Consider the following 26364-nt stretch of genomic DNA (forward strand, 5'->3'; position numbering starts at 1 on the left):
ATAAACTTCACTTGCTAGGAGTGAAGACTGAGAATAATATATCTTCACATCAAGATACTTTTTAAAGAGTTATTATGCCTTTTGTCATCGCCTTACTCGCCCCTGTATTTTGGGGGACGACCTATGCGTTAGTGAGTCTCTACTTACATGATATGTCGCCCTATTGGGTGGCTGTGTGGCGCGCGCTGCCTGCGGGGATACTGATGTTGATGCTGCGTCCTCGCTTGCCAACGCTGGTGTGGTCAAAGCTCGGTTTGCTGGCTTTTTGTAATATCGGCGCCTTCTTCACCTTGTTATTTATCGGCGCGTATCGTTTACCGGGCGCAGTGGCGGGTACCTTAGGGGCGACGCTGCCGTTAATTTTCTTAATCTTAGCTTGGGTGATAGATAAAAAACGCCCTGGGATGAAGTGGTTGCTATTAGGTTTGATGGGATTAGGAGGGGTGATTTTACTGCTAAACCCGTCGGCGGATCTCGACCCTATTGGGGTCTTGTGTATGTTGAGCGCCACGACCTTAATTGCTTTCTCTTCTCGCTGGATGCAAAAGTGGGATGTGGGTGACTTTTTAGTGCTCACAGCATGGCAACTGTTTTTGGGCGGCTTGATGTTAATCCCGCTGGCATGGTTTATGGCGGGCCCGCCGCAGTTACCTGGCCTGACAGTGGTGCCGTCGTTACTATGGTTAGTGATTGCCAACACCGCCATCGCTTATTGGGCTTGGCTGTGGTCGATGCGAAATTTAGGACCAGAAATCATGGGCATGGTCGCTTTAGTCAATCCCGTGGTTGCCGTATCATTAGGGGTTATGATTGTGGGTGAGACCTTAGACATGCGTCAGTGGGCGGGTATAGGTGTAATATTACTGTCGCTGTTATTGATGAAATTGCCACAGAATTTAAGGTTAAACCCATTTAAAAAAGTGCAGCCCTAGTCAGTATTTTGGGGTAAATGAGGGATAGATGCTAAAACGTTTGGATCTGAATTTACTACCCGTACTGGAAATCCTGCTTGAGGAACAAAGTGTGACCGCCGCTGCGGCGCGGTTGCATTTGAGCCAGTCGGCGGTGAGTAAACAACTGACGCGCTTGAGGGAAGTGTTTGATGATCCTCTGTTTGAGCGCACCGCCTACGGCCTAAAACCGACGCCTAAAGCCTTGTCGCTCGCGCCGGAGTTGCGCCAATGTTTACAGCAATTAGCGCAATTTACCCGGCCCGATACCTTTGAGCCCGCCTTAAGTCAGCGGCAGTTTAGAATGCATTTGGTTGAGACCACATACTCGCTGACTTTTCCGCATTTTATGCCCTCGCTGCTCGCCCAAGCGCCCGGTGTTAGTCTCAATTGCCAAACTTGGCGGCTCGATACTATGGACAGATTACTGCGCTGCGACATCGACTTAGCCATAGGTTGCCGCGAGTGGGACGAGCGTTCGCCTATGCATGTGAATCATATTCCCGACGACTTGTGCCATGTCGAGTTAGTGCAGGATTATACTGTGTGCTTGATGCGCCGCGATCATCCGGCGTTAGCACAAGAATGGAATTTAGACACCTTCTTGAGCTATCGCCATCTGCAAGTGGCTTTTGGTGGCATAGAGCATTGGTTGCTGGATGATGTGCTGCAACTTGAGGGCCGTCAGCGCGATATCGCCGTGAACATGACCGACTTTCAGAGCGCTCTGGCCCTGTGTGAACAAAGCGATTTAATTCTTTGCGCGCCGTCCCGTTATGCCTTTGCTGTGATGAAATCCTTCGAGCTTCAGTCTTTGCCATCTCCTATCAAGCTGATCCCTGGCGCGTATTTATTGATGTGGCATAAACACTTCGAGCATGACTTGAGCCATAAATGGCTACGTGAGTTGATCATAAGCCAAGTGCTGCCGTCGATTACGCCTCGGGTTTAGGCTCTTTTGACGCCGTTAACCAAGCGGTTAATGTGGGTAAGACTGCTTTTCCATCCGCTAGCCCTTGTTGATAGACGGCGGTCACTTTATCGATATTGCGATCGAGCCTGGATAAATTAAGCGGCAGTGCTGGGCGGATCACAAAGGCGTTATTCGCTGCAACGGCTTGGTCTAACTCGGCTAATGCTTGATTATAAACTCGGTGGCGCTCACTTAACGCATGGGCAACTGCGGGGTAGCGTTTATAGGCTTTATGAGCTAACCAATTAATTTTCATCGCGGATTTTTGGTAATGCTGATCTTGAGTCAAGATCACCACTTGGCGTGCATAACCATCTTTGCGTGATTGCGCTAACGGTATCGGTTCGCCGATGCCGCCATCGAGATAATGGTGTTGGTTAATCACGCTGGGTTTAGACATAAAAGGCAGGCTAGAGGAGGCGATGAGCACGTCGAGTAATTTATCGTGGTCATTAAAATCGGCCATACCGAAGTAATCGGTTTTCCCTGTATTGCAGTTAAAGGCGCCGACCTTAAATTCGGTATGACTATTTAAAAATGTATCAAAATCAAATGGCAGTAACTCATAGGCCATGCGGCGATAGGTAAAGTCGGTATTGACATAGTTGCCTGTTGCCAACCAATGGCGCAGGCCCATATAGCGTTTATCGTTGAGATATTGCTGCTGAATTTGAAGATTACGCCCAAACTGGCGGGACACATAGGACGCGGGATAAATGGCACCCGCAGACACCCCAATCACATAGCTGAAGTTGAGCGACTGCTGCAAAAACGCGTCTAACACACCTGCGGTATAAATGGCTCTGAGGCCGCCACCTTCCAACACTAAGGCCACATCTTTCATCGAGTTACATCTTTTTATCGGTTCATCCCAGCAGAATACCCCAGCTTAGCGCAGAAATGAATGCGCAAAAGGCACACTTAAGATGCGTGATCGACGTTGGTGTGATGGGACGCTTGCTTGGGCTTTATGGGTAAAATATTGGTCACGCAATCCTTTGTGCCACCATTTTGAACAGGCTGTTTAGATTGAACGGCAGGGGTAAAATCCGCCTGACTGAAGTATTGGCTAAGTGTATTGAGCGCTTCTTTCACTTTTGCGGGCTGCTTATCCCGCGCCGAAGTGACGCTGTAAACGCTGTAAGTATTGAGTGACCATTCGGGTAAGAGGGTCACAAGCTGGCCGCTTTCGAGGTATTTATGCACTTCAGGTTCGGGCAGGGCGGCAAACCCGAGACCATCGAGAGTGAGTTGGATTAATGCCTGCATATTGTTGACGGTAATGCGCTGACTTGTCAGTTCGAAGCACTCTTGGCTGCGGGCGTGGGTCAAGGTGTCACTGTTAGCGCAGGGGTGATTAATGCGATTAAAGGCCGCTAATTCAGCGGGATGCTGAATAGTTTTGTGCATTGGCAGATAATCGGGCGAGGCGCACAGCAACATGCGCCAATCGGCTAAGTGGCGGGCAATTAAGTTGGAATCGGATAAAGGCCCGATGCAAATCGCCAGATCAATCCCCTCGTTGACTATATCTATCGGGCCATCCTGCAGCAGTAAATTCAAACTTATCTGCGGATGCGCCGCCAACAGGTAATTAAAGGGCTCGCTCAATAGGCCGCCGCCAAAACCTATGGGCGCGGCAATCTTTAATTCCCCCGAAGGAATCCCTTTCAAGTTATTGAGTTTTTGCTCTGTGCTTTCGACTATCGCGATGACTTTTCGGCAATTTTCATAGAACAAGCTGCCCGCCTCTGTGAGGGTAAGATTGCGAGTATTGCGGTGGAATAGACTGATCCCCATATCCATTTCGAGCTTAGTCACTTGTTGACTCACAGCCGAGGAGCTGAGGTTTAACTGCTGCGCCGCGGCACTCATTGAGCCCTTTTCTGCGATTGCCGCAAAAACGATCATGCCTTTGATCATGTTTTTATTCATTTTTAAGTAACTCTTACAAGTGAATACCTAAAGTCTAACTTGAGCTGATTGTAACATAGGGATACATTGCCGTATTGAAAATTGTTCTCATTTACAATCTGTACCCAATGGAGACTTGTCGGTTATGTTGTTAAGTCGTAAGAAGTACCTCGCTCAAGTGATCACCGCTTTATGTTTGTTGCCCGCAGTGCCTGTGACAAATGTTCTTGCGGATACCACGCCTGATAAAGAAAAGATGATGGAAAGAATCGTGGTGACTGCATCGGGATTTGAACAACAAATTCGCGACGCGCCCGCATCTATCAGTGTGATCACCCGTGAGGATCTGGATAACCGCTTTTACCGCGACTTAACCGATGCCATGTTAGAAGTTCCTGGTGTGGTGATTACCGGCGGCGCCGACCGTCAGGACATCAGCCTGCGGGGCATGGGCAGCCAATACACGTTAATTTTAGTGGATGGTAAACGCCAATCTTCGCGCGAGACACGTACTAACAGCGACGGTCCAGGTGTTGAAGGCGCTTGGACTCCACCATTGGCGGCCATCGATAGAATTGAAATTGTTCGCGGGCCTATGTCATCACTTTATGGTTCGGATGCCATTGGCGGCGTGATCAACATTATCACCCGTAAAGTGCCGAACGAGTGGCAGGGTGAAGTGCGACTCGACACGACATTGCAGGAAAAGTCGACCTCGGGAAATGTGTATCAAGGCAACTTTTTCGTCAACGGTGGTTTGATTAAAGATCTGCTGGGGATGCAACTCTACGGTCAATACACTCAGCGTGAAGAAGATAATATCTATGGCGGTTACCGTGGCCGCGATGCGACGAATCTGACCGCGCGGTTTGCGCTCACCCCCAATGATAACCACGACATCATGCTCGAAGTTGGCACTTCTAACCAAGAACTCGACAGTAGTTTAGGTAAAACCGTTACACCGCTAGCGCCGGGCGAAGCTTGTGGTCGTCGCGGTTGTCCTCAATCTTCAACGACAGAATACGAAAACAGCACTATTTCGCTGTCACACACAGGGCGCTGGGACTTTGGTACCTCGGATTCTTATATCAAGCATGAAGTATTTGATAACAAAACCCGCAAGATGAAGATCACTAACACGGATGCGCAATCTAGCCTGATCACCACCTTAGGCCAAAGCCATACGGCGACTTTTGGTGCGGCATTTAACCATCAAGATTTAACCGACGAAACAGGTAACCAAGTAAGTGACTTAACTGATATTAGTCGCAAACAATGGTCGGTATTTTCTGAGGATGAATGGCGCATAGTCGATAACTTTGCCCTGACCATGGGGCTGCGTTTGGATGACGATGAAAACTTTGGTCACCATGTCAGCCCGCGTGTTTACGGCGTGTGGGGATTAACCGACAGCACCACCTTAAAGGGCGGCGTGTCGACGGGCTTTAGGGCGCCGAGTTTGCGCCAGACAGTGCCCGATTGGGGACAAGTGAGCCGTGGCGGCAACATGTACGGTAATCCAGATTTACAGCCTGAAACCTCAGTGAACTATGAGTTAGGTGTGTATTCGGATCTGACCGAGAGCATTACCGCCAGTGCGGGCGTGTTCTATAACGAGTTTAAAGATAAGATCACCCGTGTGGCCTGTCCTGCGACTCAATGTACCGATGGCCCCAATCAATTTGGTTCTGACCCAACCACTTACGTGAATATCGACGATGCTGTGACTCAAGGGATTGAGCTGAGTATCGACTATCGGATTCGCTCAAACCTGAGCTTTACGGGTAACTACACTTACACGGATTCAGAGCAAAAGACGGGAGCTTACAAAGGTAGCCCATTGAATCAATTGCCTAAGCATTTGATCCAAGCGTCGTTCAACTACGAGCCTATTGATAACTTAAGCACTTGGTTGAGAGTCAACTACCGTGGCGAAGAGAGCCAACCGACGACGGGACCGTCATCGAGCAGTTTAATCGCCCCTTCTTACACTCTGCTGGATTTAGGGGCTAACTATCAGTTGAACGATAGCCTGAAATTTAGCGCGGGTATTTACAACGCCTTCGATAAGGACATTACCCAAGAGGAATACGGTTATATCGAAGACGGCCGCCGCTATTGGTTAGGTATGACCTACAGTTTTTAAATTAAAAACATATCTCGTCCTGAAAGAAGCCAGCACTTAGCTGGCTTCTTTTTTGATTATTCAATATTCGGTTTACGAATAAACAGTATGCTGAGATCTTGCTTTGGCGTGAACTGTTTTTGCTGGAACTCAAAGGTGAGTGGATCGGTTTTTTTAAGCTCGCCATCAAAACACAAGCTGATGAGATCTGTGGGTTGGGATTTTTTCAGGGTGAGTTTGAAGTCCTTAATCGCCCCTTGCCAGTTATTGGCCGTCACCAAAATATAGCTAAGGTGGCTCCATTCGACGCCAATCTCCTGATCTTCACCGTCTTGTTTAACGATAAGGTTGCGCTTCCTAATGCCTTGTTTGGCGCTTTCATCTAAACAGGCCAGTTCAGTATGAGTATCGATAATTTCGCTGGCGGGATAGGGAACACCCGTTGAAATACTCGGGCTGTAGCTATGGCTGATTGCGACAGATTGGCCCGCGGGAAAGGTTTGTTGCCACACAAAGTAATCACTTAGGGTAAAGGCGATTTGCTGGTTCTCATCCAACCATTGCTGTGGGAGTGCAGACTTACCCTTGGGAATTTCGGCATATTCGGCAAAGTAAGCGACTTCATCTACCCCCCAACCAAGCTGTTTCAGCTCGGTTGAAATATCGGTTTTATCGGCAAGTTGGGCAACAAGCCTGTGCTGAGTTGGCTGGGTTTTGCCATTCACTTTAAGGGTGAAGTTATCAATGCTGCTGTGATCGGCGGAGCCAAAAAACATCGGTGGCATGGGGAAGGCGATGGGGACGATAAGATCCTGCGAACTGATGTTGGTAAACACATAATCGACCCTGACTTCGGTCTCGCTGATGAAGAGCGACTCTTTATCCATACTGATATTAGGCTGATATTTCAGGGTAATAGAGCCATTAGCATCGCCAAAACTGCTGTCGTTGGCAGAGGCCGTTTCTCCGTAGACGAGTAAAGCTATAGCAAAAAGGGGTATGACTAAGTGTGCTGACATGTACTTCTTAACTCTAGTTGGATGCTTTAAGTATCAATGGGGAACGATTATTGCGCGCGGGCGAGGTCGATGGCCGCACTTATCGCATTTCGCGCTTGTGGGCTATTTTTCCAGCAAGTGGTGCGCAGCATGCTGGCGACTAAGTTAGCAATATCATCCACTTCGTGTTGGGCGAGTTGTTGCAGCGAGCTGATGCCAATTTCTTCGAAGCGTTTAATTACTGTCGGGCCAACGCCTTTGAGTGCCAATAAAGCATGTTTTTCTTGTTCATTAAAACCCATAACGAATACTCCTTTATTGTTGGGATTGTGCTCAATTAATAGTACTGGGCAAGATTACCTTTAAACCGAGTTAACAAAAAGGCCCTCGAAGGGCCTGTTTAGTCTTTATGAATCAACAATCATCAATAAGTGTTACATATCACAGGGTTTGAGCGGTTTACGCAACTGGGCGCGCACGTTATCCATGCCTGAGTAAAACTCTTTCATCATCAAGAGACCCATCATCTTGCCGTTGTCGGTGACGATCAGCTTGTCGGGATCGGTTGGATCATTTTTAATCGCGCCAATCAGTTTCATCGAGGTCATTTCTTTAAACAAGGCGGTATCTAAGTTGACGCCAAAGGTATCGCGGAAATATTTACGTGATAAACGGCCGGAGAACATGCCCAGCAAGAAGCGGTATTGCATCACGTCTTTTTTGCTGTAGTTCTTTTGCTGCTCGACGCCCATGTGGCCCGCTGCGATGCGTTCTTGGTACTTACGTAGCGAGAAAGTATTCACATAAAGCGTGTCATTTAAGAAGCTAAATGAGCCCGAACCTACCCCTAAATACTCATCGTAGTCGATAACGTATTCGTCGAAGCCTTCGTCATTCGCCTTACCAAATGCCCATGCAGACAATTGATTATATTGGCCATTCAGGCTGTTTAAGATCTGACGATATTGGTTGGCCATATCTGCCTGCGGCGCCGCTAACTTGCCTTTCACGCTCTTACGAGTCTGGTGGGTGATCATCAGCGGATAAGTGGTAATTTGTCTTGGGTCGAGGCGCGATGCCATGTCGAGATCGTGTTGGATCACTTCATCGGTTTGGCCGCGGAAACCAAAAATCAGGTCGACGTTGATAATGGGGAACAACTCTTTGGCGCCCATGATCTTGTCGAAGGTTTGTTGACCCGTACCGAACTTATCGAGTCGGTCAGTCATTTTTAAAATATCGTCATTAAAACTTTGTACGCCGATGGACATGCGATCCACTAGGCCTTTGAGTTGCTTAAAGCCTGGGCTGTCTAAATGCTGCGGATCGGACTCGCAGGAGACTTCTTTAATGCTCGGGAACAGGGTTTTCGCGTGTTCGATAGTACGGGCTAATTCATCTTCTAATACTGTGGTGGTGCCGCCGCCAATGTACATAGATTCAAAGTCATAGCCTAGGGCTTTGACCATTTCCATCTCTTTACGCAATGAGATGAAATAGGCGCGTGCCTTGTCTTCCTTGAACATAAAACGGTGGAAGGTGCAGTAAGAACACAGGGTATGGCAGAAGGGGATATGCGCGTACAGCATATACTTTTTGCCTTCTACGGGCGCTGGCATCATTTCTGCGGAAAGGGTATCGAGGCGAAGATTCTTATCGACGTAGTACTGCATGACTCGTTCCATCGAGCCGAGCATCCAGTTAGGGACGGTAATATTCGCTTGATAAGGCGTTGCGATAGCGCCGCTGAGCGTTTGGATAACTGAAGACATAACGATTCCTATCTGTGAGTGCTAACCGTAAACACCGAAATTGCTTTAGGTAATTCACGACCACCTAGCGCAATAAGACTACATCGTATGTAATTGTTAAAACGTGAACTGGTTATAAATTACGGTTTCCTAACAAGGAAATCACGGGCTTTTTGTTAAGCAGATCATGTTTTAGTGATTAAGCATGCATTTTTAACCTGTACTTTTTGGAGGAATTTACTGTGAATTTGAGGAGTTAACTTAAGGTGTCAGTCTAAATGTGGAGATTCAAATATCACCATTAAAGGCTTTTATTGCTGACGGATTAGCGCTTGTCTATCCGAGGCACGGCTGTCATCATCCGAGCGATAAAATAACCTCCTGATCTAAAGGGCTAGCTATGTTGGTAAACGTAAACCGCTTCTTCCCGCTGTTAGCACTCATAGGCGTTGTGACCGCTTATTTGATGCCGAGTTGGTTTACTGAGCTTAAATCCGCCATAGTGCCGCTGTTAGTGATCATCATGCTCTCTATGGGACTCACCTTAGATCTGCAGGATTTTGCTAATGCATTCAAACAAAAACGCGCCGTGCTGACTGGACTGATACTGCAATTTTCGGTCATGCCGCTCAGCGCATTATTGATCAGCCAGTTATTAGGATTAGATAGGGAACTCACCATAGGCATGGTGTTGGTGGGCAGCGTGGCAGGCGGCACTGCCTCAAACGTGGTCTGTTATTTGGCAAAAGGTGACGTGGCTTTATCGATAACCATGACGGCACTGTCGACCTTAGCGGGCGTAGTGTTAACCCCACTGATTATTAAGTTATTGATTGGCGAAATGATCGATATCCCCTTCGCTGACATGCTACTGAGTTTAGTGAAAATCGTGCTATTCCCCGTTAGCGCAGGCGTGATCATCAATCATTTTTTTAAATCGCTGGTGGCTAAAGTCGCTCCTGCATTGCCACTGATTTCAATCTTGGCAATCGTGATGGCGATTACCATTATCGTGGCGTTAAATGCCAATCAGTTTGATAAAATTGGTTCTATTATTCTGCTGGCAGTGTTCTTACACAATGGTTTTGGCCTCGCATTAGGCTATTTCTGCTGCCGTTTATTAGGCTTTAACCATACCGTCTGCAAAACCATTTCCATCGAAGTCGGCCTACAAAACTCTGGCCTCGCTACGGCTTTGTGTATCAAGTTTTTTAGCCCTATTTCTGCCATCCCCAGCGCGATATTCTCGATATGGCATAACCTATCAGGCGCCATCTTGGCGGGATATTGGGCGAGAGAATCGCAAGATTAAGATGTTGCTGGCGAAAATAGACCATACCTGTGGCCTAGCAAGCGCGGCCACAGGGTTAAATTGCTGTGACTAATTAACCGGTAATGGGGTCTCGACGGGCATAAGTGTCAGCTGCAAGATATTTTCTTGCCGGCTTAATGCCAGTGGCAGGGTGTAGTTGGGAAAGCGCAATCCGAATACGGCACCTTGTTGTAATAAGCGATACAGCTGATCTGTCATGGCAATCGTTAAGCTGGCACAGCCATGCTCGTCGACTCTGCCTCCAAGTGGTAAAGCAATTTTGTCAGTTAAGGTGAGATACGCCGCCATGCGCCAGTGCGAGTTTTCTCCAAAATTAAATGTGCTGCCATGCAATTGGTTGTAGCCTAAACCACAGGCTTGCAAGCTTAATTGGATTTTGGCCGCAGTGGGTAGCGAAAGAGTCTGTTGCCGCTGCTGTGCCAAAAACGTGCCCCATGCCAGCCTATTTATAACTGAGTCCAGTGAGATGGGAACATACTCATCTTGCTGTTTTAGCGCATTAAAGCGGGCAATGCCTTGTTCCAACTTAGTGAGATCGTCTTCATATTCCAGTTGTGCCTTAAGCAGCTCATAAGCGGGAGCCTTCGCTTGTTCCATGCCTGCTAACGCTGCTTTCTCGTAGTATGCCAGTGCTTGCACTTTATTGGCCTCTGCGCCCAAACCACGCTCTTCCATGCTGCCTAAATGATAGTTAGCGATGGCAACTTGACGCTTAGCACCTTGTAAAAATGCGGCTTTCGCACCGCTGTAGTCATTTTCATTCAACAGTAGGGCGCCGTAGTTTGTCCACGCCGTACCATCATCTGCTGCCATACCCAATTCTAGCCACTTTATGGCTTGCTGACGTAACTGCGGGAGGTCGAGACTTTCTCTTTCGCTGCCGACACTTTGCATCGCTATTAAGTAAGCGCGCAGATACTCGCGTGAGGCACTATCCAAGTAAAGGTTATCTGGTTGAAGTTCAAAGGCTTGCCCCAAATAACTCCCTGCTTGCTGCGCCGCTGCGATTGCTTTCGTTAGATAGAACCTTGAAATGGGATCTGCCGGACTGTGTGCTCGCCCTAGGTTATATAAGGTCGGTAGTTTAAGACCCCGCGCCAGCGCTTCTTCTAACAAGGGGATGGCCAGCATTTTTCGATCATTATCCAGCGCCATACTGCCTAGGTTATGGCTGGCACGGGCCGAACCTAAGGCTCTGGCCTGTTCATAGTATTGGCTAGCGGTGGCATTGTCTTGGGTGACGCCGCGGCCGAGATGGTAGGCTTTACCCAGTAGAAATAACGCCTCAGTATTGTTTTCTGCGGCTTGCTGCTGCGCTTGTTGCAAGAAAGCGTCGTATTGTTGTTGCTCAAATAACTGTTCCAGCGTGGATTTTTCCGCCGTTGCTGCAAAGCTTAGGGTCAACAGTAATAGGAGAGTCGCAATCGTGAATATCTTCATAACATCCTTGTCGTTAAGCGGGTACTTGCAAGCGGTAGTGCGAGTGAAGTTGGCTAACATAGAGGCTTGTTATGCTACAAGCAAGCCCTGCTGTTTATCACAGAGTTATGACTTGCGGATAAAATGCAGCGATAGCACTGCCGTGACTAATGTGTAGCATTGCCAGTTTGAAGGAGCTACCGACATTTTCCTTGATACCTAGTTTACCTGCCCCAATAGCCGTTTTACGGCTTTATGGCTCAATGTTAACGACGCTGATTTGTGTGTCGTTATTGACTGCAAAAATTGGGTGTTGCTGCATAGATGAAAGCCGTTTTAGTCAGTGAACTCGTTGAGCTCCACGCACTCATTTGCGCCATAGCGTCTAAAGCCAGCTTAGCTCTTTGCACGACTTTGGCGGTGTAATTGCCATTGGGATCTTTATATTTAAAGGACACTTCGGCAATAACGGGTTGCTGCGAGGCATTTGGGGAGCTGGTGTACCACAGCGTGAGTTCGAGTGAGGCGTCTATGCTGCCTAAATCGATTTCACTGCCTTCAAACACATATTCATTAATCGTAAGGCCACCGACTTTGGCGAGTGTGAGATTGTTACTTAAACCGTAAGCGTCGGCAAAGCCTGAAAAGTGACTATTTACATCGGCCATATCATTTAAGGTGCGGGTGTTTGGCGTGGTGGTTGAATGGCTATATACAATGCGGATGCCATTATTGATATCGGTACTGATGTCGGCTTCGAGTTTAGTGTCGGCTTGATTATCGGGTGAGCTGAGATCTTCAAAGTCAGCAATAAATCGATCAGGGCTGCGAAATTTGAGCGTCACTTCACTTTGGCCATCGCTCGTTCGGTCACGAAAGATATAACCTAACTGCTTTAGCTGACAACTGGTTGGGGTGTCATAGAAGGCCACTTGACGCGCTTTGGTTAATGCCCAAGAGCCTGTGACATTGCGACTAATTGCGTTGCTAATAGCTTGTTTAGCATCAGTTAGATAGTTATTGGCGGTTGTACTTTGAGTGGCGTAATTAAAGTGGCTTGGGTCTAGCAGCAGCTTATATTCCCTTGATGTTTCAACAGGATTTGCTTGTACCGCACATGAAGCGAGCAGGACACTTGAGGCTAACGTAAATGATGTCATCGTCTGTGAAGCTGTTTTCATCGGTTAATCCTTAAGTGATGTGCTGATGTTATGTGGTTTATGCTTTCGTTATAACAACTTCTATTGCAATTTGAGTGTGTCATGAGCCACCACTAAAAACAGTGATGACTCATGCGGCTGAATACTTAATGGTTATTTATCAGCTGATAAGGGTAAGTCGTCAACGATATACAAAGTGTTGCCGTCGATGTCACTTTGCGCACTATCGAGATATTTCTGTTCTAAGGTGTTGTTATTACTCCAAGTGGCGAAGTCGTCGTCATTTAGCACACCTAAACGCTTATTATCAATTAGCCACAAACCCTCCATTTTGTCATGGGGATATTGTGTTTTGGCAGCCATATCTAGCACCAGTGATTTTGTCGCGGGTATGATGCCATTAGCTGCAAGTGCCTCCCAGCCATCGCTTAGCGCTACCTGCTCTAAGGTTTTACCTTTAATGGTTAAACCTAACGCCGCATCTTGGGCTATATCAGCTTGTGCAGTGACGGTCTCGAGATCTGTCGCGCCGCTGATATCTATCTTGTACACATGCTTCATCACATCAGTGTCGATATTAAAAAACTTGCCATCACGTTCTAACACTAAAAATTGGCTGTTACTTAAGGCAACGATTGCTGAGTTAGAGTTTTGGGCAATTTCTTGCTGATATAAATATTGGCTAATAGCGCCTGTCGCTAAGTTGATGGTCACGATTCGAGTCAGGGTATTGTTGTTAACACTCTTATCGGGATTGGAGATGGTCGATTGCATTATGCCCACAAGTGTCGACTGATCGGGCGTGATGGTCAGCCCTTCCATCCCTCGGTTGGCGCGGCGATGAGCAAATTCTGCCGGTAGGCTATATAAGTTGCGTGCATCGTCTGCGAAAGGATTAATCCGCGCTATTTCTACCCCTTCAGCCGAGTAATGCACTATGTGTGGACCATACTCATCGCTGACCCAAAAACTGCCATCATCCATGGCGGCGAGACCTTCAGAATCTAACCCATAATCATCGAGTTTGATGGGGTTGGTCTGGGCATTATAAGGCTGGCTCATGTCTTGACGAATGACTTCACCTGCTGCGTCATAGGGGATTTCTCCTGTGCCTCCAAGGCTACTGCTATTAGGCAGTCCAGTGATCAAGCTGCCATCAGGGCGTTTAAATAAGATGTCTTTGACCTTAGTGATAGTGCCATTGGTTTGCAGTTCAAACAAACCGATACGTGGCGTGTAGTCAGGCGTTGGAAACATTTTTCCTTTGCCTAAACTACCGCTGTAATCTGCATTCGGGCCGCGATCGGTGAGGGCATAAAATTGAATAGGGTTATTGGGGTTGGGCGCTGCATCAGAGCCATAGCCGCCGTTACGAATTTCAAATTTAGTACCAGGCATAGCGCCATTGTCTAAATCATCGCGCAGCACAGTGAAAGGTAAATGCACCGCTTTGTCCGTAAACAGGTCGGCGTTACATGCATAGCTGCTATCAACCACTTCATTACTGTCGAGCTTGCCGTTATCGTTGTTATCAAGACCCGAATCTGTGCGAGTGCCGCCCATCCAGCAGTGGCTATCACCGCCAATTAAGGTGGTTTGTGTGGTCAGGCTATTGATGTCTTTATCATCCGAATTACAAGCACTCAGTAGCAAAACTGACAGGCACAAGCCTGAGGTGACGAGCACATTTTTCATCTTAATATATCCCGATTCTTAAAGTGATTAGCTATGTTGTTGGCAGGTAATATAAAGTTAGGCTGTGAACTAAATGTGACAAGTGTGCCGCTTAACGTATCGAGCACGAATACTGTGTTCATGAGTAATACGGTATGTTGGTTGTGTATGAAAGCCCATGATGGCGTCGTTGATTGGCTGAGCCCGTAGTTTGTTTTTAGTTGTGTTCAATATTTAAGGATGAATAGATATGAAATATTTACCTGGTGAATGGATGATAATAAAGCGGGTAATTATATATGTTGTTATTGCATTTTCATTTACTGCGAGTGGCAATGAACTGCCTTTAAAAAGAGAAAGCATACTGCGCGTAGAGCATCCCAGCGCCATTCAATATGCAAGTGCTCTAATCCAATCTGGAACATCCAATACTTTAGTGTATGAATCTTGGAGTGGATATAAGATGGAAAAAGCTTGGTTGAGGTATACTTCTTTAAATTTTGATCATGGCGTGTTAGATAAAGGTTCATTAGTCAATATTTTACCTGAAAGTCCTTCTAATATAGTCTCGTCCGTGAGTTTAGTTAACTTTAATGGCGAAGATTGGTTGTATTATCTTGAGGCCCGCAGCTTTAAGTCTGAGGCTGATGTATTTCGAGCCAAATTGCGTAATGGGGTTTTAGTCGAAATAGAACCGGTATTATTAAAGGATGCGATTGCGCCATCAAGTAATATTAAATTTCATCGAGTTAGTCGCAACAGTGTTGCTATTGTGTATACCGCCAAAAAATGTTGCAGCCTTTATTTTGCACTAAGTAATGATGGCGTCAAATTTGATAGCCCCTTAGATATAGATAGTTCAGGTTTTATGCCTTATCTTTCATCTTTCTCCGGTGGTGATATAGTCTATTTTTTTCAAAAATCCTTCCGCACAAGTCAAACTCAGCCCAGCGGTAAATCTGTCTATATCATTAAGACCCATTTTAGATTATCCCATAATTTAGGGAAAACTTGGACAGAGGCTATACCTATTAACTTGACTGATGTGACAGTGCACGATGCTAAGGCTATTACAAGACCAGATGGTAATATTGATATTTATTATGTTTACCCAATTCAAGGCAGTAGTGGATTATCCCTGTGGCGTCGATGTTTGAACCCTAATGGTCAATTAGGTGTTGAGGAATTAGTGGTTGAGCCTAGTTTCGGCAATATTGCTAAGCCGACTCCCCATCGTCTTAATACTGGAGAAGTACTCATTACCTTTGTCGAGCAAGGAAAAGTCGTATTAGAGGGTGATCATAATCTTCATGCTGCAATTATCTCCCGTGATGCTAGCTGTGATATTGGGCCAGCTGTAATTCAGTAGCCGTGACTTGATACGTTCTTTGCAGTTAAATAGTGACTCAATAAAAATTAAGCGAAATCCCTTGCGAGTTATGACACGCAAGGGATTTGTGTCGAGAGTGGACGAGTAAATATAAACTTAAAGCTTAAAATGCGAGACCACGCCGACGAGTTGTTCTTTCGTCGCGGCCAAAGAGGTTGCGCTATTGAGGGTGGCTTTACCGCTTTGATTCAGTTCATCGACCATTTCACGAATGGTGGTCAGATTACGGTTTATTTCTTCGGTCACGGCGCTTTGCTCTTCGGCGGCGGTGGCGATTTGAGTGCTGAGCCCATTAATATCGAACACATACGTGGTCAGGGTATCGAGATTTTCTGTTACTAGAGTCGTGGTGTCGGCGGCTTGTTGGCAACTGTGTTTGGTTTGCTCCATTGCTGTGACGGCCGCGTCGGCGCCGTGGCGTAAGCGTTCAAGCATTTGATTGATCTCGGATGTACTGGCTTGAGTGCGAGCGGCCAGCGTACGTACTTCGTCGGCGACAACGGCAAAGCCCCGACCCTGTTCACCGGCACGGGCAGCTTCGATAGCCGCATTGAGCGCGAGCAGATTGGTTTGATCGGCAATATCCCCAATCACATCTAAGATAGTAGCGATATGGCGGGTGTTTTCATTCATATCATTAATCGCATCGGCAGCGACATCCACTTTAGTCACCAAGGCAATCACAGTGTTGGCGGCCTGTTCAACGGCTTTTTTCGATTTATCAGCTTGTTCATTGGCTTGCTGAGTAAACTGGGCTGCAGACGCGGCATCACCTGCAACGTTGTGGGCAGTCGCGCTCATTTCTGTCATGGCCGTTACGACTTGGTCGGTTTCGACTGCGTGAGTTTGTAGCGCACCACTATTAGTATTGGATTGCACATTCAGTTGGCCAATTTGGTCAGACATGTGATCTGAGGCTTGGGTAATATCTGAGATGATATGGCGTAGATTATCGATAACGCGATCGAGATCTGTGGCGAGTGAGCAGAGTTCGTTGTCACCCTTAATGTTCGTCTTATGTCTCAGATCGCCATTGGCTAGGCGTTCCATTACCCGCTTAATGTCATTGACTATCCTGACTAAGCGTTTGCTCATAAAGAGTGCACTAAGGAGTGAGGCGATGATGGCAATTAGGATTAGGCCAAGGAGCAATGCCTCGGTGGCGTTCACTTTGTCTTCGGCTTGTTTGCCAAGATCATGGTTTCGCTGAGTGATCAACTTAACTAATTGATTAATCTCATTGCTTACTTTGGGTCCAAGGGCCTTGCGCTCGAGTGTTAGTTCAGGCTCTGCGCCAGTTTGTTTGGCGTAGTTGATTTCTTGCTGATACAGACGCACATATTGCTCAATTTGCGGCAACAGCGTGCGGATCGTTCTGGCATCTGGCCCCATAAAATCGGTGTTGAAGTTTGCGAGTTTCTCTATGAGCAGCTGCACATTTCGTTGTTGTGAGCTGATGGCGTCAGTGTTATGGACTAATGTTGCTAAACGCAGTTCAAAGAAGGATTCACGCACACTAGTGAAGGTTTCGGCGAGCTGGGTATTGTTGATCAGTTTGCTGCTGGTGTCATTGAGTTCGGCAAAGCCCCGATAGGAGAAAATACCGATAATGATCAATAGAATACTCGAAAATACTGAAGGCAGCGCCGTCAATGTGCTGGTTTTTGCATTGTTAAACATGGTGGCCTACTGAGGTATAAATCGAGAGAGGTGTAATTAAATTACATATAGCGGCCATTTTAACGCTTGGTATTACACAGTCGCAAGGTGATATTCTGAGCCTTTTTGGCGTAAATTTATGTTTTTAAATGGGTTGTTATTATTTTGTTGGTTTGAAATAACCTCCTGGTTGTTATCTGTTGTGTAATTAAAATTCAATAATATCTCAGTTAATTGATTTTTAAGGTAAAAATAAAGCAGGGTTAGCCGCCATTCTACAGCTTATTAACAGTGCAAAAGGCGATTGTGACGCAGATCGCAAAACACGCAAACGCTGTCCAAAGGGTTTGTCTGGCAAGCTTCTGCTCGTACTATCAATTACACGATCTGCTCCTCAGGTGGGAGGAATAACGGCACTTCACTCTTTGTTTCGCGATCACGAGCTTGCCATGGCGAACAAAATTTAATCTCAAAACGTCAACAAGCTCTAGCCCCTGTCAACGTAAGTCGCACTTATTCCCGGTTCACTCTTTTACTTATCATCACACGCAAATTTGCGGTCAGTCACAAAGTCACAAGCTTAATGTAAATGATATTGGTTATCATTTGGATTTAAGATTGTTTTAATGTAGATTGTCGGCATTTCAAGCTAACACCGTTTAATCAATGGTTGCTGTCGAGGTTTTTATGGAATGCAGGGCGTTTAAAAAAAGTGCAATTGCCGCAATAGTTTCGAGTTTGTTGATATCTTCAGCTTATGCAGGCGTAGATGCTGAATCTTCTGAACCTATTGAGAAGATTACTGTTTATGGTGAAAAGATTGAACGTAGTCTTAAGGATACAACCTCTTCTATTTCGGTGATCGACAAGGAAGCGCTCGACAGCGGTCAATATCAATCCACCTCGAGTGCTTTATCTGAAGTACCTAACGTGGTGGTGCTATCGGGTTCTGTGCCGGATATCCGTGGGGTTTCAGGTAACGGCTCTGCCTCTGGATTTAACTCTTTTACCGGTGGCGCTCGGGCGCGGGTATCCACCTTAGTCGATGGGGTTGCTGAGCCTTTTGTTGCTGATCTTACTGGTGACACTGGCCTATGGGATATCCAACAAATTGAGGTGTATCGCGGCCCACAATCGACTATTAACGGCCGTAACAGCATTGGTGGCACAGTGTTTATTAAAACGGAAGATCCGACCTTCGATTGGCAAGGTGCGGCTCGTGTCGGTTATCGTAATCAAGATAACTTTATCGACAGTGCTGTGATGCTCTCAGGCCCGATCCTCGATGATGAGTTGGCATTTAGGGTGAGCGGACAAAATGTGACAGGGAATACCTTCAATAAAGGCTTGGAATACGAGACTAATCCCGCCACTTTTGATCAAAATGAACTGATCACCAATCGCTGGCGCGGTAAATTCCTGTGGCAGCCGAGTGCGATTGAAGATCTCAAAGTGCTCTACAGCTTTTCATACAATGATGAGAAAGGTGACTCCGGGCGTAACTATTTTACCGGTGATGATCCTTGGGCGTTTAAGCCTATTTTCCAGCGATATATCGAGACTAAATCCACGACTCACTCAGTGAAAGTTGATTATGACCTCGGTGAAGGGCGCGCCTTAGATCTCATCGTGGCTTATATGGATTATGACTGGGGCTTTGAATCCTATGAACCCCTTGTCACGGCGCAGCAATATGTCGATATGAGCGACCAGAGTTACACTGTCGATGGTAAATACAGCTTTGGCCTTAAAGATAAAGACTTCAACGGCTTTGTGGGTTTAGCGTATTTTAAACGCAGCCAAGATTTTAGCAGTACTGGCAGTTCCGTTTACAGTGGTGATGACAGCACTAAGTCCACCTCCATTTACGGTGAAATAACCTATGGGCTTGCCGAGTCACTCTGGGTTACTGTCGGCGGCCGCGTGATGCGTGACGAGCAATTACGTAACTTCAATATGCTCTATCAGGGCAGCCAATTGCAGGAAAAACTCGACGATGCCAATACCGTCACCCTGCCGAAGCTCGTGTTGCAATATGCGCTGAATGACAGCACGACCTTGGCGGCCAGTGTTCGCCGGGGTTATAACTCGGGCGGCGGTGCGCTGTCGTTAGCCGAAAGTGAGTATTACTATTACGACGAAGAGTACGTCAATACCTATGAACTCAGCAGTCGCAGCTCATTTGCCAATGGCGATGTTAACTTGAGTGCCAACCTCTTCTACAACGATTTTGATGGTTATCAAGCGTCTAATAGCGCCCGCAAAATTACCAATATCGATAAAGCGGTCAGCTACGGTATTGAGGCTGAATTTAGTGCCATGTTAACCGAAAACCTGCAATTTATTTCGGGCGTAGGGTTACTCGATAGTGAGATCAAACAAGCGGATCCTAGCTATGGTGATATTATCGGCAATCAGCTGAACTCGGCGCCGCACATGACCGCCAATGCGGGCTTAAAATATTGGTTGGGCGATGCGTTTTCTTTCGGTTTTTCAGGCAACTATGTGGGTGAGTATTTTGCGGATATCAATAATACCGAATCACGGGTGGCTGGTGACTATGTGGTGGCTCGCTTAAGCCTCGATTATCAAACCGATAGCTGGAGAGTCAGCGGTTTTATAAACAACCTGTTTGATGAGCATGCATTGACGGTAAATGAACCCGCCAGCCGCAGTTACCCCGATGGTTATGCGGCGATTATCGACCCCAGAAATCTCGGTGTTTCTGTGATGTACCGCTTTTAAGCGCTCGATTTAACGAACTTATTTTACCCATAAAAAAACCTCCACAGCATGCTGTGGAGGTTTTTTATTTTCAGCGACTTTTACTCTTTATATGTCAAAGTGCCGTTGGCTTTGATTTCGTCGTACCACAGGTTGTGGTGTTGAGTTGCCCAGTTTTCATCACAATAACCAGACACCATACACTCCATACCGCCTTCAGACATTACGGTTGCCATGAAGATGTGCACGATAGAGAAAGCACAGATCACGATTGCGCTTACAGAGTGCAGCACGAGTGCGATCAAGCTTAATGTACGGCTAGGTTCGAATAGGTTAGGGAAGAGTAACAACATGCCAGAGGCCGAAATCACTAATCCAAATAGGGCAAAGGCCCAGAACCACATTTTCTCACCGGCGTTCGCAAAACCTGCGTCTGGGTGCTTACCTTTGAACGGGCCAAAGTTAATGTAACCGCCCACGACTAAGAACCACTTTACGTCGTACATTTTTGGCAGCTGGTTTTTCGCCCATAGGGTGGTCATTAATGCCCAACCTATCATGAAGGGAATCGCCATCACGTCATGGATTTGCTTCGCGCCGTAGACGATAGCTTCCCAGATGCCTTCGCCCAACCAAGGTTGGAAGAAGAAGCGACCTGCCAGCAAGGTTAAGCCCGTTAAAATCAACAGTAAGCACGGGATCGCGCCTAACCAGTGGATTGAAACATCAAACTTAGACCAGCGATGCACTAACTTGCCTGAAAAACCATGGTGTAGCTTGGAGATGCCGTTCACCTTGATAAATAAAACAAAGATAATGATCATGCCGAATAGTGCTGCCATTAAGGCCGGCGCTAACCAGTCGCTACGTAGCTCTAATACCCGTAAATCATAGGTATTGATGGGTTGAGCATGAAACTTACTTTGGGAGGTAGTGTATCCCGTGGCACCATCCTTCAGTTGTGCCCAAATTTGGGCATCAGACTGTTGAACTTGATTCGCCAGTTCATCACCACCATTGGCTATACACACGGCACTAAATAACAGTGCTATGGCTAAACCTATGTGTTTGAACCATTTGTTCATCATACATCCTCTCTCACTTAGTCGCGCCCGCCTGAGCAGGCGCTAAGCTAAGTCTGTGGACAGATCCTGTTGACCTGAATTAATTCCAAGCCGCGTTTTTAGCACCACGGTAAGCCACACGCTCACGGAAGATGCTTGAAACCACTTCGGCATCACCCGCTAACAGGGCCTTAGTCGCACACAGTTCTGCACACATAGGCAGTTTGCCTTCGGCAATACGGTTTGAACCGTATTTTTGGCGCTCTGCCTCTGAGTGGTTTTCTTCTGGGCCGCCAGCGCAGAAGGTACATTTATCCATCTTGCCACGGCTACCAAAGGCACCTTTTTTCGGGAACTGTGGTGCGCCAAACGGACAGGCGTACAAGCAGTAACCGCAACCAATACAGGCATCTTTGTTGTGTAGCACTATGCCGTCGTCGGTTCTGTAGAAGCAATTTGCTGGGCAAACTGCCATACAAGGTGCATCGCTGCAATGCATACAGGCGACAGAGATAGAGGCTTCTCCACGTTGACCATCGTTAATGGTCACTACGCGGCGGCGTTGGATCCCCCACTCGAGAGCGGAGTCGTTTTCGTTTTTACAGGCAGTGACACAACCGTTACATTCGATGCAGCGCTTGGTATCACACAAAAATTTCATTGTAGCCATAATGGCAATTCTCCTAGCTTAAGCTGCACTTACGCTTTAACGATCTGACACAGTGATGCCTTGGTTTCCTGCATTTGCGTCACAGGGTCATAACCATAGGTCAGCGCAGTGTTAGCGGATTCACCGATAACGTAAGGTACTGTGCCCTCTGGATAATTAGGCGCTAAACTTTCACCGTGCATCACACCCGCAAAGTGATATGGCATAAAGGTCACGCCAGGTTTAACGCGTGGCGTCACCATAGCTTGTACCTTAATGCGGCCACCTTCGGCGCCTTCTAACCACACGAAATCACCGTTACGAATACCGCGATCAGCAGCATCGGCAGGGCTTATCTCAACAAACATTTCCTGTTGAAGTTCAGCTAGCCAAGGGTTACAACGAGATTCTTCACCACCCCCTTCGTATTCAACCAGACGGCCAGAGGTCAGTACCAGTGGGTACTTGCCGCTCATGTCTTTGTCTTGGATTGACTTATACAGAGTTGGCAGACGGTGCACTTGCATGTCGGCATAGGTTGGGTATTTGGCTACTAAGTCACGGCGTGGCGTGTATAACGGTTCGCGGTGAACAGGCGCTTGGTCTGGGAAAGTCCAAACAATACAACGGGCTTTGGCGTTACCAAAGGGAATGCAACCGTGCTTGATCGCCACGCGTACTATGCCGCCTGACAAGTCTGTCTTCCAGTTGCGGCCTTCGGCTTCGGCTTTTTCTGCCGCAGTCAGATCATCCCACCAACCGAGTTGTTTGAGCAGCTTGTCGGAGAACTCTGGATAACCGTCTTGGATTTCAGCACCTTTAGAGAAAGAGCCTTCGGCCAATAGGTTTTTACCATTGTATTCAACGCCGTAACGGGCACGGAAGTTACCGCCACCGTCTTTAACATGTTTGGATTGATCGTAAAGAATTTGGGTGCCGGGGTGTTTCGCTTCTGGCGTGCCCCAACATGGCCAAGGTAAACCGTAGGTTTCGCCTTTTGCTGGGCCGCCTGCGGCTTCGAGCGTCTTGTTGCTGAAGGTGCCCCAGTTTTGGGTATGCAGTTTCAGACGTTCAGGGCTTTGGCCCGTCATACCGATAGTCCACATACCGCGGTTAATTTCGCGGGTGATGTCTTCAATCACAGGCAAATCATTTTCTTTGGCGATGCGTTTAGTGTACTGCTCAGCAAAACCGAGTTTTTGCGCTAAGCGATACATGATTTCGATATCGGTTTTAGATTCAAACAATGGCTCTATGACTTTTTCGCGCCATTGCTGACTGCGGCCAGAGTTAGAAACTGAGCCTTCAGTTTCAAACTGTGTCGCTGCTGGTAGCAAGTAAACACCATTCTTACGGCGATGCATCACACCCGCCATAGTTGGGAATGGATCGACCACCACCACAGTGTCCATCTTGTCTAAAGCATCACGCACATCACGTTGGCGGGTTTCGGTGTTCACCGATTGTCCCCAGAAAAACGCCATGCGAATGTTATCTTGCTGCGCGAGTTTGCCTTTCTCTTCTAGCACACCATCGTGCCAGCGAGAACAAGGGATACCCGGCGTAGTCATAGGTTCGCGGCCAAGATAAGTGCCTTGATCGAAACGGCCTTTCATCCATTCCATGTCTAGATCCCACACGTGGGTCCAGTGAGTCCAAGCACCTGTTGTTAAGCCGTAGTAACCCGGTAAGTTATCGAATAACAAACCTAAGTCAGTCGCGCCTTGCACGTTATCGTGACCACGGAAAATGTTAGTACCGCCGCCTGACACGCCCATGTTACCTAGCGCTAATTGCAGAATACAGTAAGCGCGGGTGTTGGCATTACCGACGTGGTGTTGAGTACCGCCCATACACCAGATCACAGTACCAGGGCGGTTATCAGCCATGAGTTTCGCGGCTTGATAAACCTCGGCTTCGCTCACGCCTGTGATGTTTTCTACTTCTTTAGGTGGAAATTTTTTCGCCTCGGCGCGAATGGTGTCCATCTCGAAAACACGTTGTTGGATAAAGGTTTTATCCTCCCAACCGTTTTCAAAAATGTGCCATAACATACCGTAGATAAACGGAATATCGGTACCTGGACGCAATGCACAGTGCAGATCTGAATGCGCCGCGGTGCGAGAGAAACGTGGATCAACCACGATCAACTTAGCGTTGTTTCTTTCTTTAGCGATCAGGATATGTTGCATCGCCACTGGGTGGGCTTCTGCAGGGTTAGCACCGATAAAGAAAATCGCATTCGCGTTTTGGATATCGTTAAAGGAGTTAGTTTGCGCACCGTAGCCCCAAGTGTTAGCAACACCGGCTACCGTGGTAGAGTGACAAATACGAGCTGAATGGTCGACGTTGTTTGTGCCCCACATGGCCGCCAGTTTGCGGTACATGTAGCAACCTTCGTTTGAGAATTTAGCGCTACCCATGAAGTACACTGAGTCTGGGCCGGATTCTTTACGAATGTTGAGCATTTGGTCGCCCACTTCGTTAATCGCATCTTCCCAAGAGATTTTTTTCCACTTGCCATCAACCAATTTCATTGGGTATTTCAGGCGTTTTTCACCGTGGCCATGTTCACGCAGTGCCGCACCTTTAGCGCAGTGACCACCGGCGTTAAAGGGGTGATCGAATGCAGGTTCTTGACCCGTCCACACGCCATTTTGTACTTCAGCATACAGACCACAACCGACGGCGCAGGCACTACAAATAGTACGTTTGACTTCGATAGGGGCATCATGTGGCACTTCTTTGGCTTCGACGCGACGCATCATGCCTGTGCCCATTAGTGATGCCGCCGCAATACCACCGGTTGCAATACCTGCGTGCTTCATAAATTGACGACGGCTAATGCCTAACGCCGGTTTGTCTGCCACTGGGGCGACACTAGACTTGCGAGTTAACTTCATCGCTGACTTCTCCTAGATTAGCTGCGCAAGCTATTGTAATAGCTGCTGATGTGCGCAGTTTCGTGGTAACCCTTTGACGCTTTGGTGGTTACCTTGCTGCTCTCGCTGGCCTGTGCCACGCTCATGCCGGTTGCGGCAATCGCGGCACCCGCTACGCTGCCGACGGTGAGCGCTTTAAGCAAAGATCGGCGAGATAAATCGCTGGGTTGCTGCTTCATGCTGACTCCTGAAATTAGGGTTTAGTTTTTTGAGATCGCACGGCTTTTTGTGGGATTTATCTTGTTATCAAAAAGTGAAGATTAGCGGTGGGAAAGATAATGAAATCATCTTGTTTGCCATCAATCATCGCGCGTGACGGCAATATAGTAGGAAAGGGTTGAGTAGGAATTGATCTAGGACAGTTTGCAGTGTTGAAATCGGCTGCCGTTCTCTTAAAGCGTTAACTCGCTCATAGTTTCGCAACTCCCTCGGGAGCAGGGGGCTGGTGGCTTTTTGTATCAAGACGTTTCAGGTGTTAAGTTTTTGTATTGTCTAATGAAGTGCAGATAAAAGAACACCCCGCATGGCGGGGTGTTTTAAGGACCTAAAAGCTGCGGTTTAACTTAGTCTTTATACTTTAAGTTGCCGTTGGCTTTGATTTCGTCATACCAGAGATTGTGGTGCTGGATTGCCCAGTTTTCATCACAATAGCCTGACTTCATACACTCCATACCGCCTTCGCTGAGTACGGTCGCCATCCAAATATGCACTATGGTAAAGGCAATCAGAATAATGGCGCTGATAGAGTGGATCAGTAGCGCGCCCATGGAGGCTTCGCGCGGTAAGTCTAAGCCAGGTAACACCAACATGATGCCAGAAACACTGATAAATAAACCAAACAACATCAGGGTCCAGAACCACATTTTTTCACCGGCGTTAGCAAAACCACTGTCGGGGTGTTTACCTTTGAACGGGCCAAAGTTGATATAACCACCTACCACTAAAAACCATTTCAAATCATACATCTTGAAGGTTTGTAGTGGCATCCATTTGACGACACAGACAGCCCAAGCCGCGATAAAGATGGGACCTGCCCAATCGTGGATGGTTTTGCTGCCGTAGATCAATGGCGCCCACAGATCAGGTCCTAACATTGGCTGAACAACATGCTTACCTAACATTATGGTTAAACCGGTAAACATCAGTGTCAGGCAGCTACTCGCCATGATCCAGTGGATCCACAGATCCGCCTTAGACCAACGTGCCACTAACTTGCCTGAAAAGCCTTTGCTGAGTTTTGATGGACCATTCACCAGATAAAACAATAAGAAAGCCCCGAACACACCGACAACGGCCAAAGCCATAATCGGGGTCAGATATTGGTTTCTCAGTTCTTTACCTTGGTTACCGGCAACGTTAATCAACACCCCAGTATCTATCCCTTTGGCAGTGGTATAGCCGGCATCGCCTGCTTTTACCGCTCGCCAAAGATCGGCATCGCTGGTTTGCGCTTTCGCCTGTTGTTGACTCGATTGCTGATCACTTGCGTGTACTGGGCTTGCGCTCATTACTGAACCTAATCCCAATCCCATGACGAGCACCAACAGAGCAAACAGACTGCGCAGTGATTTGTTTAACTGTTTGTTTAACATTTTCACTCCTTGCCAGAGGTTAGGGATGACTCCCTAACCCTCGCTCT

20 protein-coding genes are annotated in these 26364 nt (G+C 47.3%); 6 read left to right on the forward strand and 14 right to left on the reverse strand.

Going from position 1 to position 26364, the window contains the following annotated elements; all coding sequences use genetic code 11:
* Positions 1 to 74: 74 nt before the first annotated feature.
* Together Q4Q50_RS03795 and Q4Q50_RS03800 are read left to right on the forward strand one after the other, a co-directional pair.
* On the forward strand, positions 75 to 932 hold the full coding sequence (locus Q4Q50_RS03795; RefSeq protein WP_311898471.1) for a DMT family transporter: 858 nt from the start codon (positions 75 to 77) through the stop codon (positions 930 to 932).
* 28 nt (positions 933 to 960) lie between these two features.
* Entirely contained in the window at positions 961 to 1902 is a 942-nt protein-coding gene (locus tag Q4Q50_RS03800) for a LysR family transcriptional regulator (protein ID WP_006084548.1), read from the forward strand.
* Here Q4Q50_RS03800 and Q4Q50_RS03805 read toward each other — a convergent pair.
* Both Q4Q50_RS03805 and Q4Q50_RS03810 read right to left on the reverse strand, forming a co-directional pair.
* Complete coding sequence (locus tag Q4Q50_RS03805; RefSeq protein ID WP_006084547.1) at positions 1886 to 2767, reverse strand: patatin-like phospholipase family protein; 882 nt, start codon at positions 2765 to 2767, stop codon at positions 1886 to 1888. The genes Q4Q50_RS03800 and Q4Q50_RS03805 overlap by 17 nt on opposite strands.
* A gap of 77 nt (positions 2768 to 2844) precedes the next feature.
* The gene (locus Q4Q50_RS03810; RefSeq protein ID WP_311898472.1) at positions 2845 to 3858 is read right to left on the reverse strand and encodes a LysR family transcriptional regulator; all 1014 of its coding nucleotides are present in this window, start codon (positions 3856 to 3858) and stop codon (positions 2845 to 2847) included.
* Positions 3859 to 3982: 124 nt separating this feature from the next.
* Between Q4Q50_RS03810 and Q4Q50_RS03815 the strand changes: the two genes are divergently transcribed.
* Positions 3983 to 5983 (forward strand): ligand-gated channel protein, encoded by a 2001-nt coding sequence (locus Q4Q50_RS03815; protein WP_311898473.1) that lies wholly within the window; start codon positions 3983 to 3985, stop codon positions 5981 to 5983.
* Positions 5984 to 6039: 56 nt separating this feature from the next.
* Here Q4Q50_RS03815 and Q4Q50_RS03820 read toward each other — a convergent pair whose 3' ends face one another.
* The 3 genes from Q4Q50_RS03820 to Q4Q50_RS03830 form a co-directional block, all read right to left on the reverse strand.
* A complete protein-coding gene (locus Q4Q50_RS03820) occupies positions 6040 to 6981 on the reverse strand; it encodes a DUF4424 domain-containing protein (RefSeq protein WP_311898475.1) in 942 nt (313 codons plus the stop codon).
* Positions 6982 to 7028: 47 nt separating this feature from the next.
* Positions 7029 to 7262: a helix-hairpin-helix domain-containing protein gene (locus tag Q4Q50_RS03825; protein WP_261273621.1), complete on the reverse strand. Its 234-nt coding sequence runs from the start codon at positions 7260 to 7262 to the stop codon at positions 7029 to 7031.
* A 132-nt stretch (positions 7263 to 7394) separates the two neighbouring features.
* A complete protein-coding gene (locus Q4Q50_RS03830) occupies positions 7395 to 8732 on the reverse strand; it encodes a coproporphyrinogen III oxidase family protein (protein ID WP_311898476.1) in 1338 nt (445 codons plus the stop codon).
* Positions 8733 to 9111: 379 nt separating this feature from the next.
* Between Q4Q50_RS03830 and Q4Q50_RS03835 the strand changes: the two genes are divergently transcribed.
* Positions 9112 to 10023 (forward strand): bile acid:sodium symporter family protein, encoded by a 912-nt coding sequence (locus tag Q4Q50_RS03835; protein ID WP_311898478.1) that lies wholly within the window; start codon positions 9112 to 9114, stop codon positions 10021 to 10023.
* Positions 10024 to 10092: 69 nt separating this feature from the next.
* Here the strand turns inward: Q4Q50_RS03835 and Q4Q50_RS03840 are convergent, their stop codons facing one another.
* The 3 genes from Q4Q50_RS03840 to Q4Q50_RS03850 form a co-directional block, all read right to left on the reverse strand.
* Entirely contained in the window at positions 10093 to 11484 is a 1392-nt protein-coding gene (locus Q4Q50_RS03840) for a tetratricopeptide repeat protein (protein WP_311898479.1), read from the reverse strand.
* 269 nt (positions 11485 to 11753) lie between these two features.
* Positions 11754 to 12644 carry a hypothetical protein gene (locus tag Q4Q50_RS03845; RefSeq protein ID WP_311898480.1) on the reverse strand — a complete coding sequence of 297 codons (891 nt, stop codon included), beginning with the start codon at positions 12642 to 12644 and terminating at the stop codon, positions 11754 to 11756.
* A 132-nt stretch (positions 12645 to 12776) separates the two neighbouring features.
* Positions 12777 to 14318 carry an esterase-like activity of phytase family protein gene (locus Q4Q50_RS03850; RefSeq protein WP_006084537.1) on the reverse strand — a complete coding sequence of 514 codons (1542 nt, stop codon included), beginning with the start codon at positions 14316 to 14318 and terminating at the stop codon, positions 12777 to 12779.
* 229 nt (positions 14319 to 14547) lie between these two features.
* On the opposite strand from Q4Q50_RS03850, the gene Q4Q50_RS03855 reads away from it, so the two are divergent.
* A complete protein-coding gene (locus Q4Q50_RS03855) occupies positions 14548 to 15666 on the forward strand; it encodes a hypothetical protein (protein ID WP_261273628.1) in 1119 nt (372 codons plus the stop codon).
* Positions 15667 to 15783: 117 nt separating this feature from the next.
* Here the strand turns inward: Q4Q50_RS03855 and Q4Q50_RS03860 are convergent, their stop codons facing one another.
* Positions 15784 to 17367: a methyl-accepting chemotaxis protein gene (locus Q4Q50_RS03860; protein WP_311898482.1), complete on the reverse strand. Its 1584-nt coding sequence runs from the start codon at positions 17365 to 17367 to the stop codon at positions 15784 to 15786.
* A 666-nt stretch (positions 17368 to 18033) separates the two neighbouring features.
* Between Q4Q50_RS03860 and Q4Q50_RS03865 the strand changes: the two genes are divergently transcribed.
* Complete coding sequence (locus Q4Q50_RS03865; RefSeq protein WP_311898484.1) at positions 18034 to 20091, forward strand: TonB-dependent receptor; 2058 nt, start codon at positions 18034 to 18036, stop codon at positions 20089 to 20091.
* 80 nt (positions 20092 to 20171) lie between these two features.
* On the opposite strand, the gene Q4Q50_RS03870 is transcribed toward Q4Q50_RS03865, so the two are convergent.
* The 5 genes from Q4Q50_RS03870 to Q4Q50_RS03890 all read right to left on the reverse strand — a co-directional run bounded on the left by Q4Q50_RS03870 (position 20172) and on the right by Q4Q50_RS03890 (position 26317).
* Positions 20172 to 21155, reverse strand: a complete 984-nt coding sequence (locus Q4Q50_RS03870; protein ID WP_311898485.1) for a formate dehydrogenase subunit gamma — start codon at positions 21153 to 21155, stop codon at positions 20172 to 20174.
* A 79-nt stretch (positions 21156 to 21234) separates the two neighbouring features.
* Positions 21235 to 21804, reverse strand: coding sequence for a formate dehydrogenase FDH3 subunit beta (gene fdh3B / locus Q4Q50_RS03875; protein WP_071940374.1), 570 nt, complete (start codon positions 21802 to 21804; stop codon positions 21235 to 21237).
* A gap of 29 nt (positions 21805 to 21833) precedes the next feature.
* Positions 21834 to 24686, reverse strand: a complete 2853-nt coding sequence (locus tag Q4Q50_RS03880; RefSeq protein ID WP_311898486.1) for a molybdopterin-dependent oxidoreductase — start codon at positions 24684 to 24686, stop codon at positions 21834 to 21836.
* Between the two features lie 17 nt (positions 24687 to 24703).
* Positions 24704 to 24904, reverse strand: coding sequence for a twin-arginine translocation signal domain-containing protein (locus Q4Q50_RS03885; RefSeq protein WP_006084531.1), 201 nt, complete (start codon positions 24902 to 24904; stop codon positions 24704 to 24706).
* 384 nt (positions 24905 to 25288) lie between these two features.
* Positions 25289 to 26317 (reverse strand): formate dehydrogenase subunit gamma, encoded by a 1029-nt coding sequence (locus tag Q4Q50_RS03890; protein ID WP_006083567.1) that lies wholly within the window; start codon positions 26315 to 26317, stop codon positions 25289 to 25291.
* Positions 26318 to 26364: the final 47 nt, after the last annotated feature.

It is taken from the genome of Shewanella scandinavica (assembly GCF_031932065.1).
In the GTDB taxonomy this organism is placed as follows: domain Bacteria; phylum Pseudomonadota; class Gammaproteobacteria; order Enterobacterales; family Shewanellaceae; genus Shewanella; species Shewanella baltica.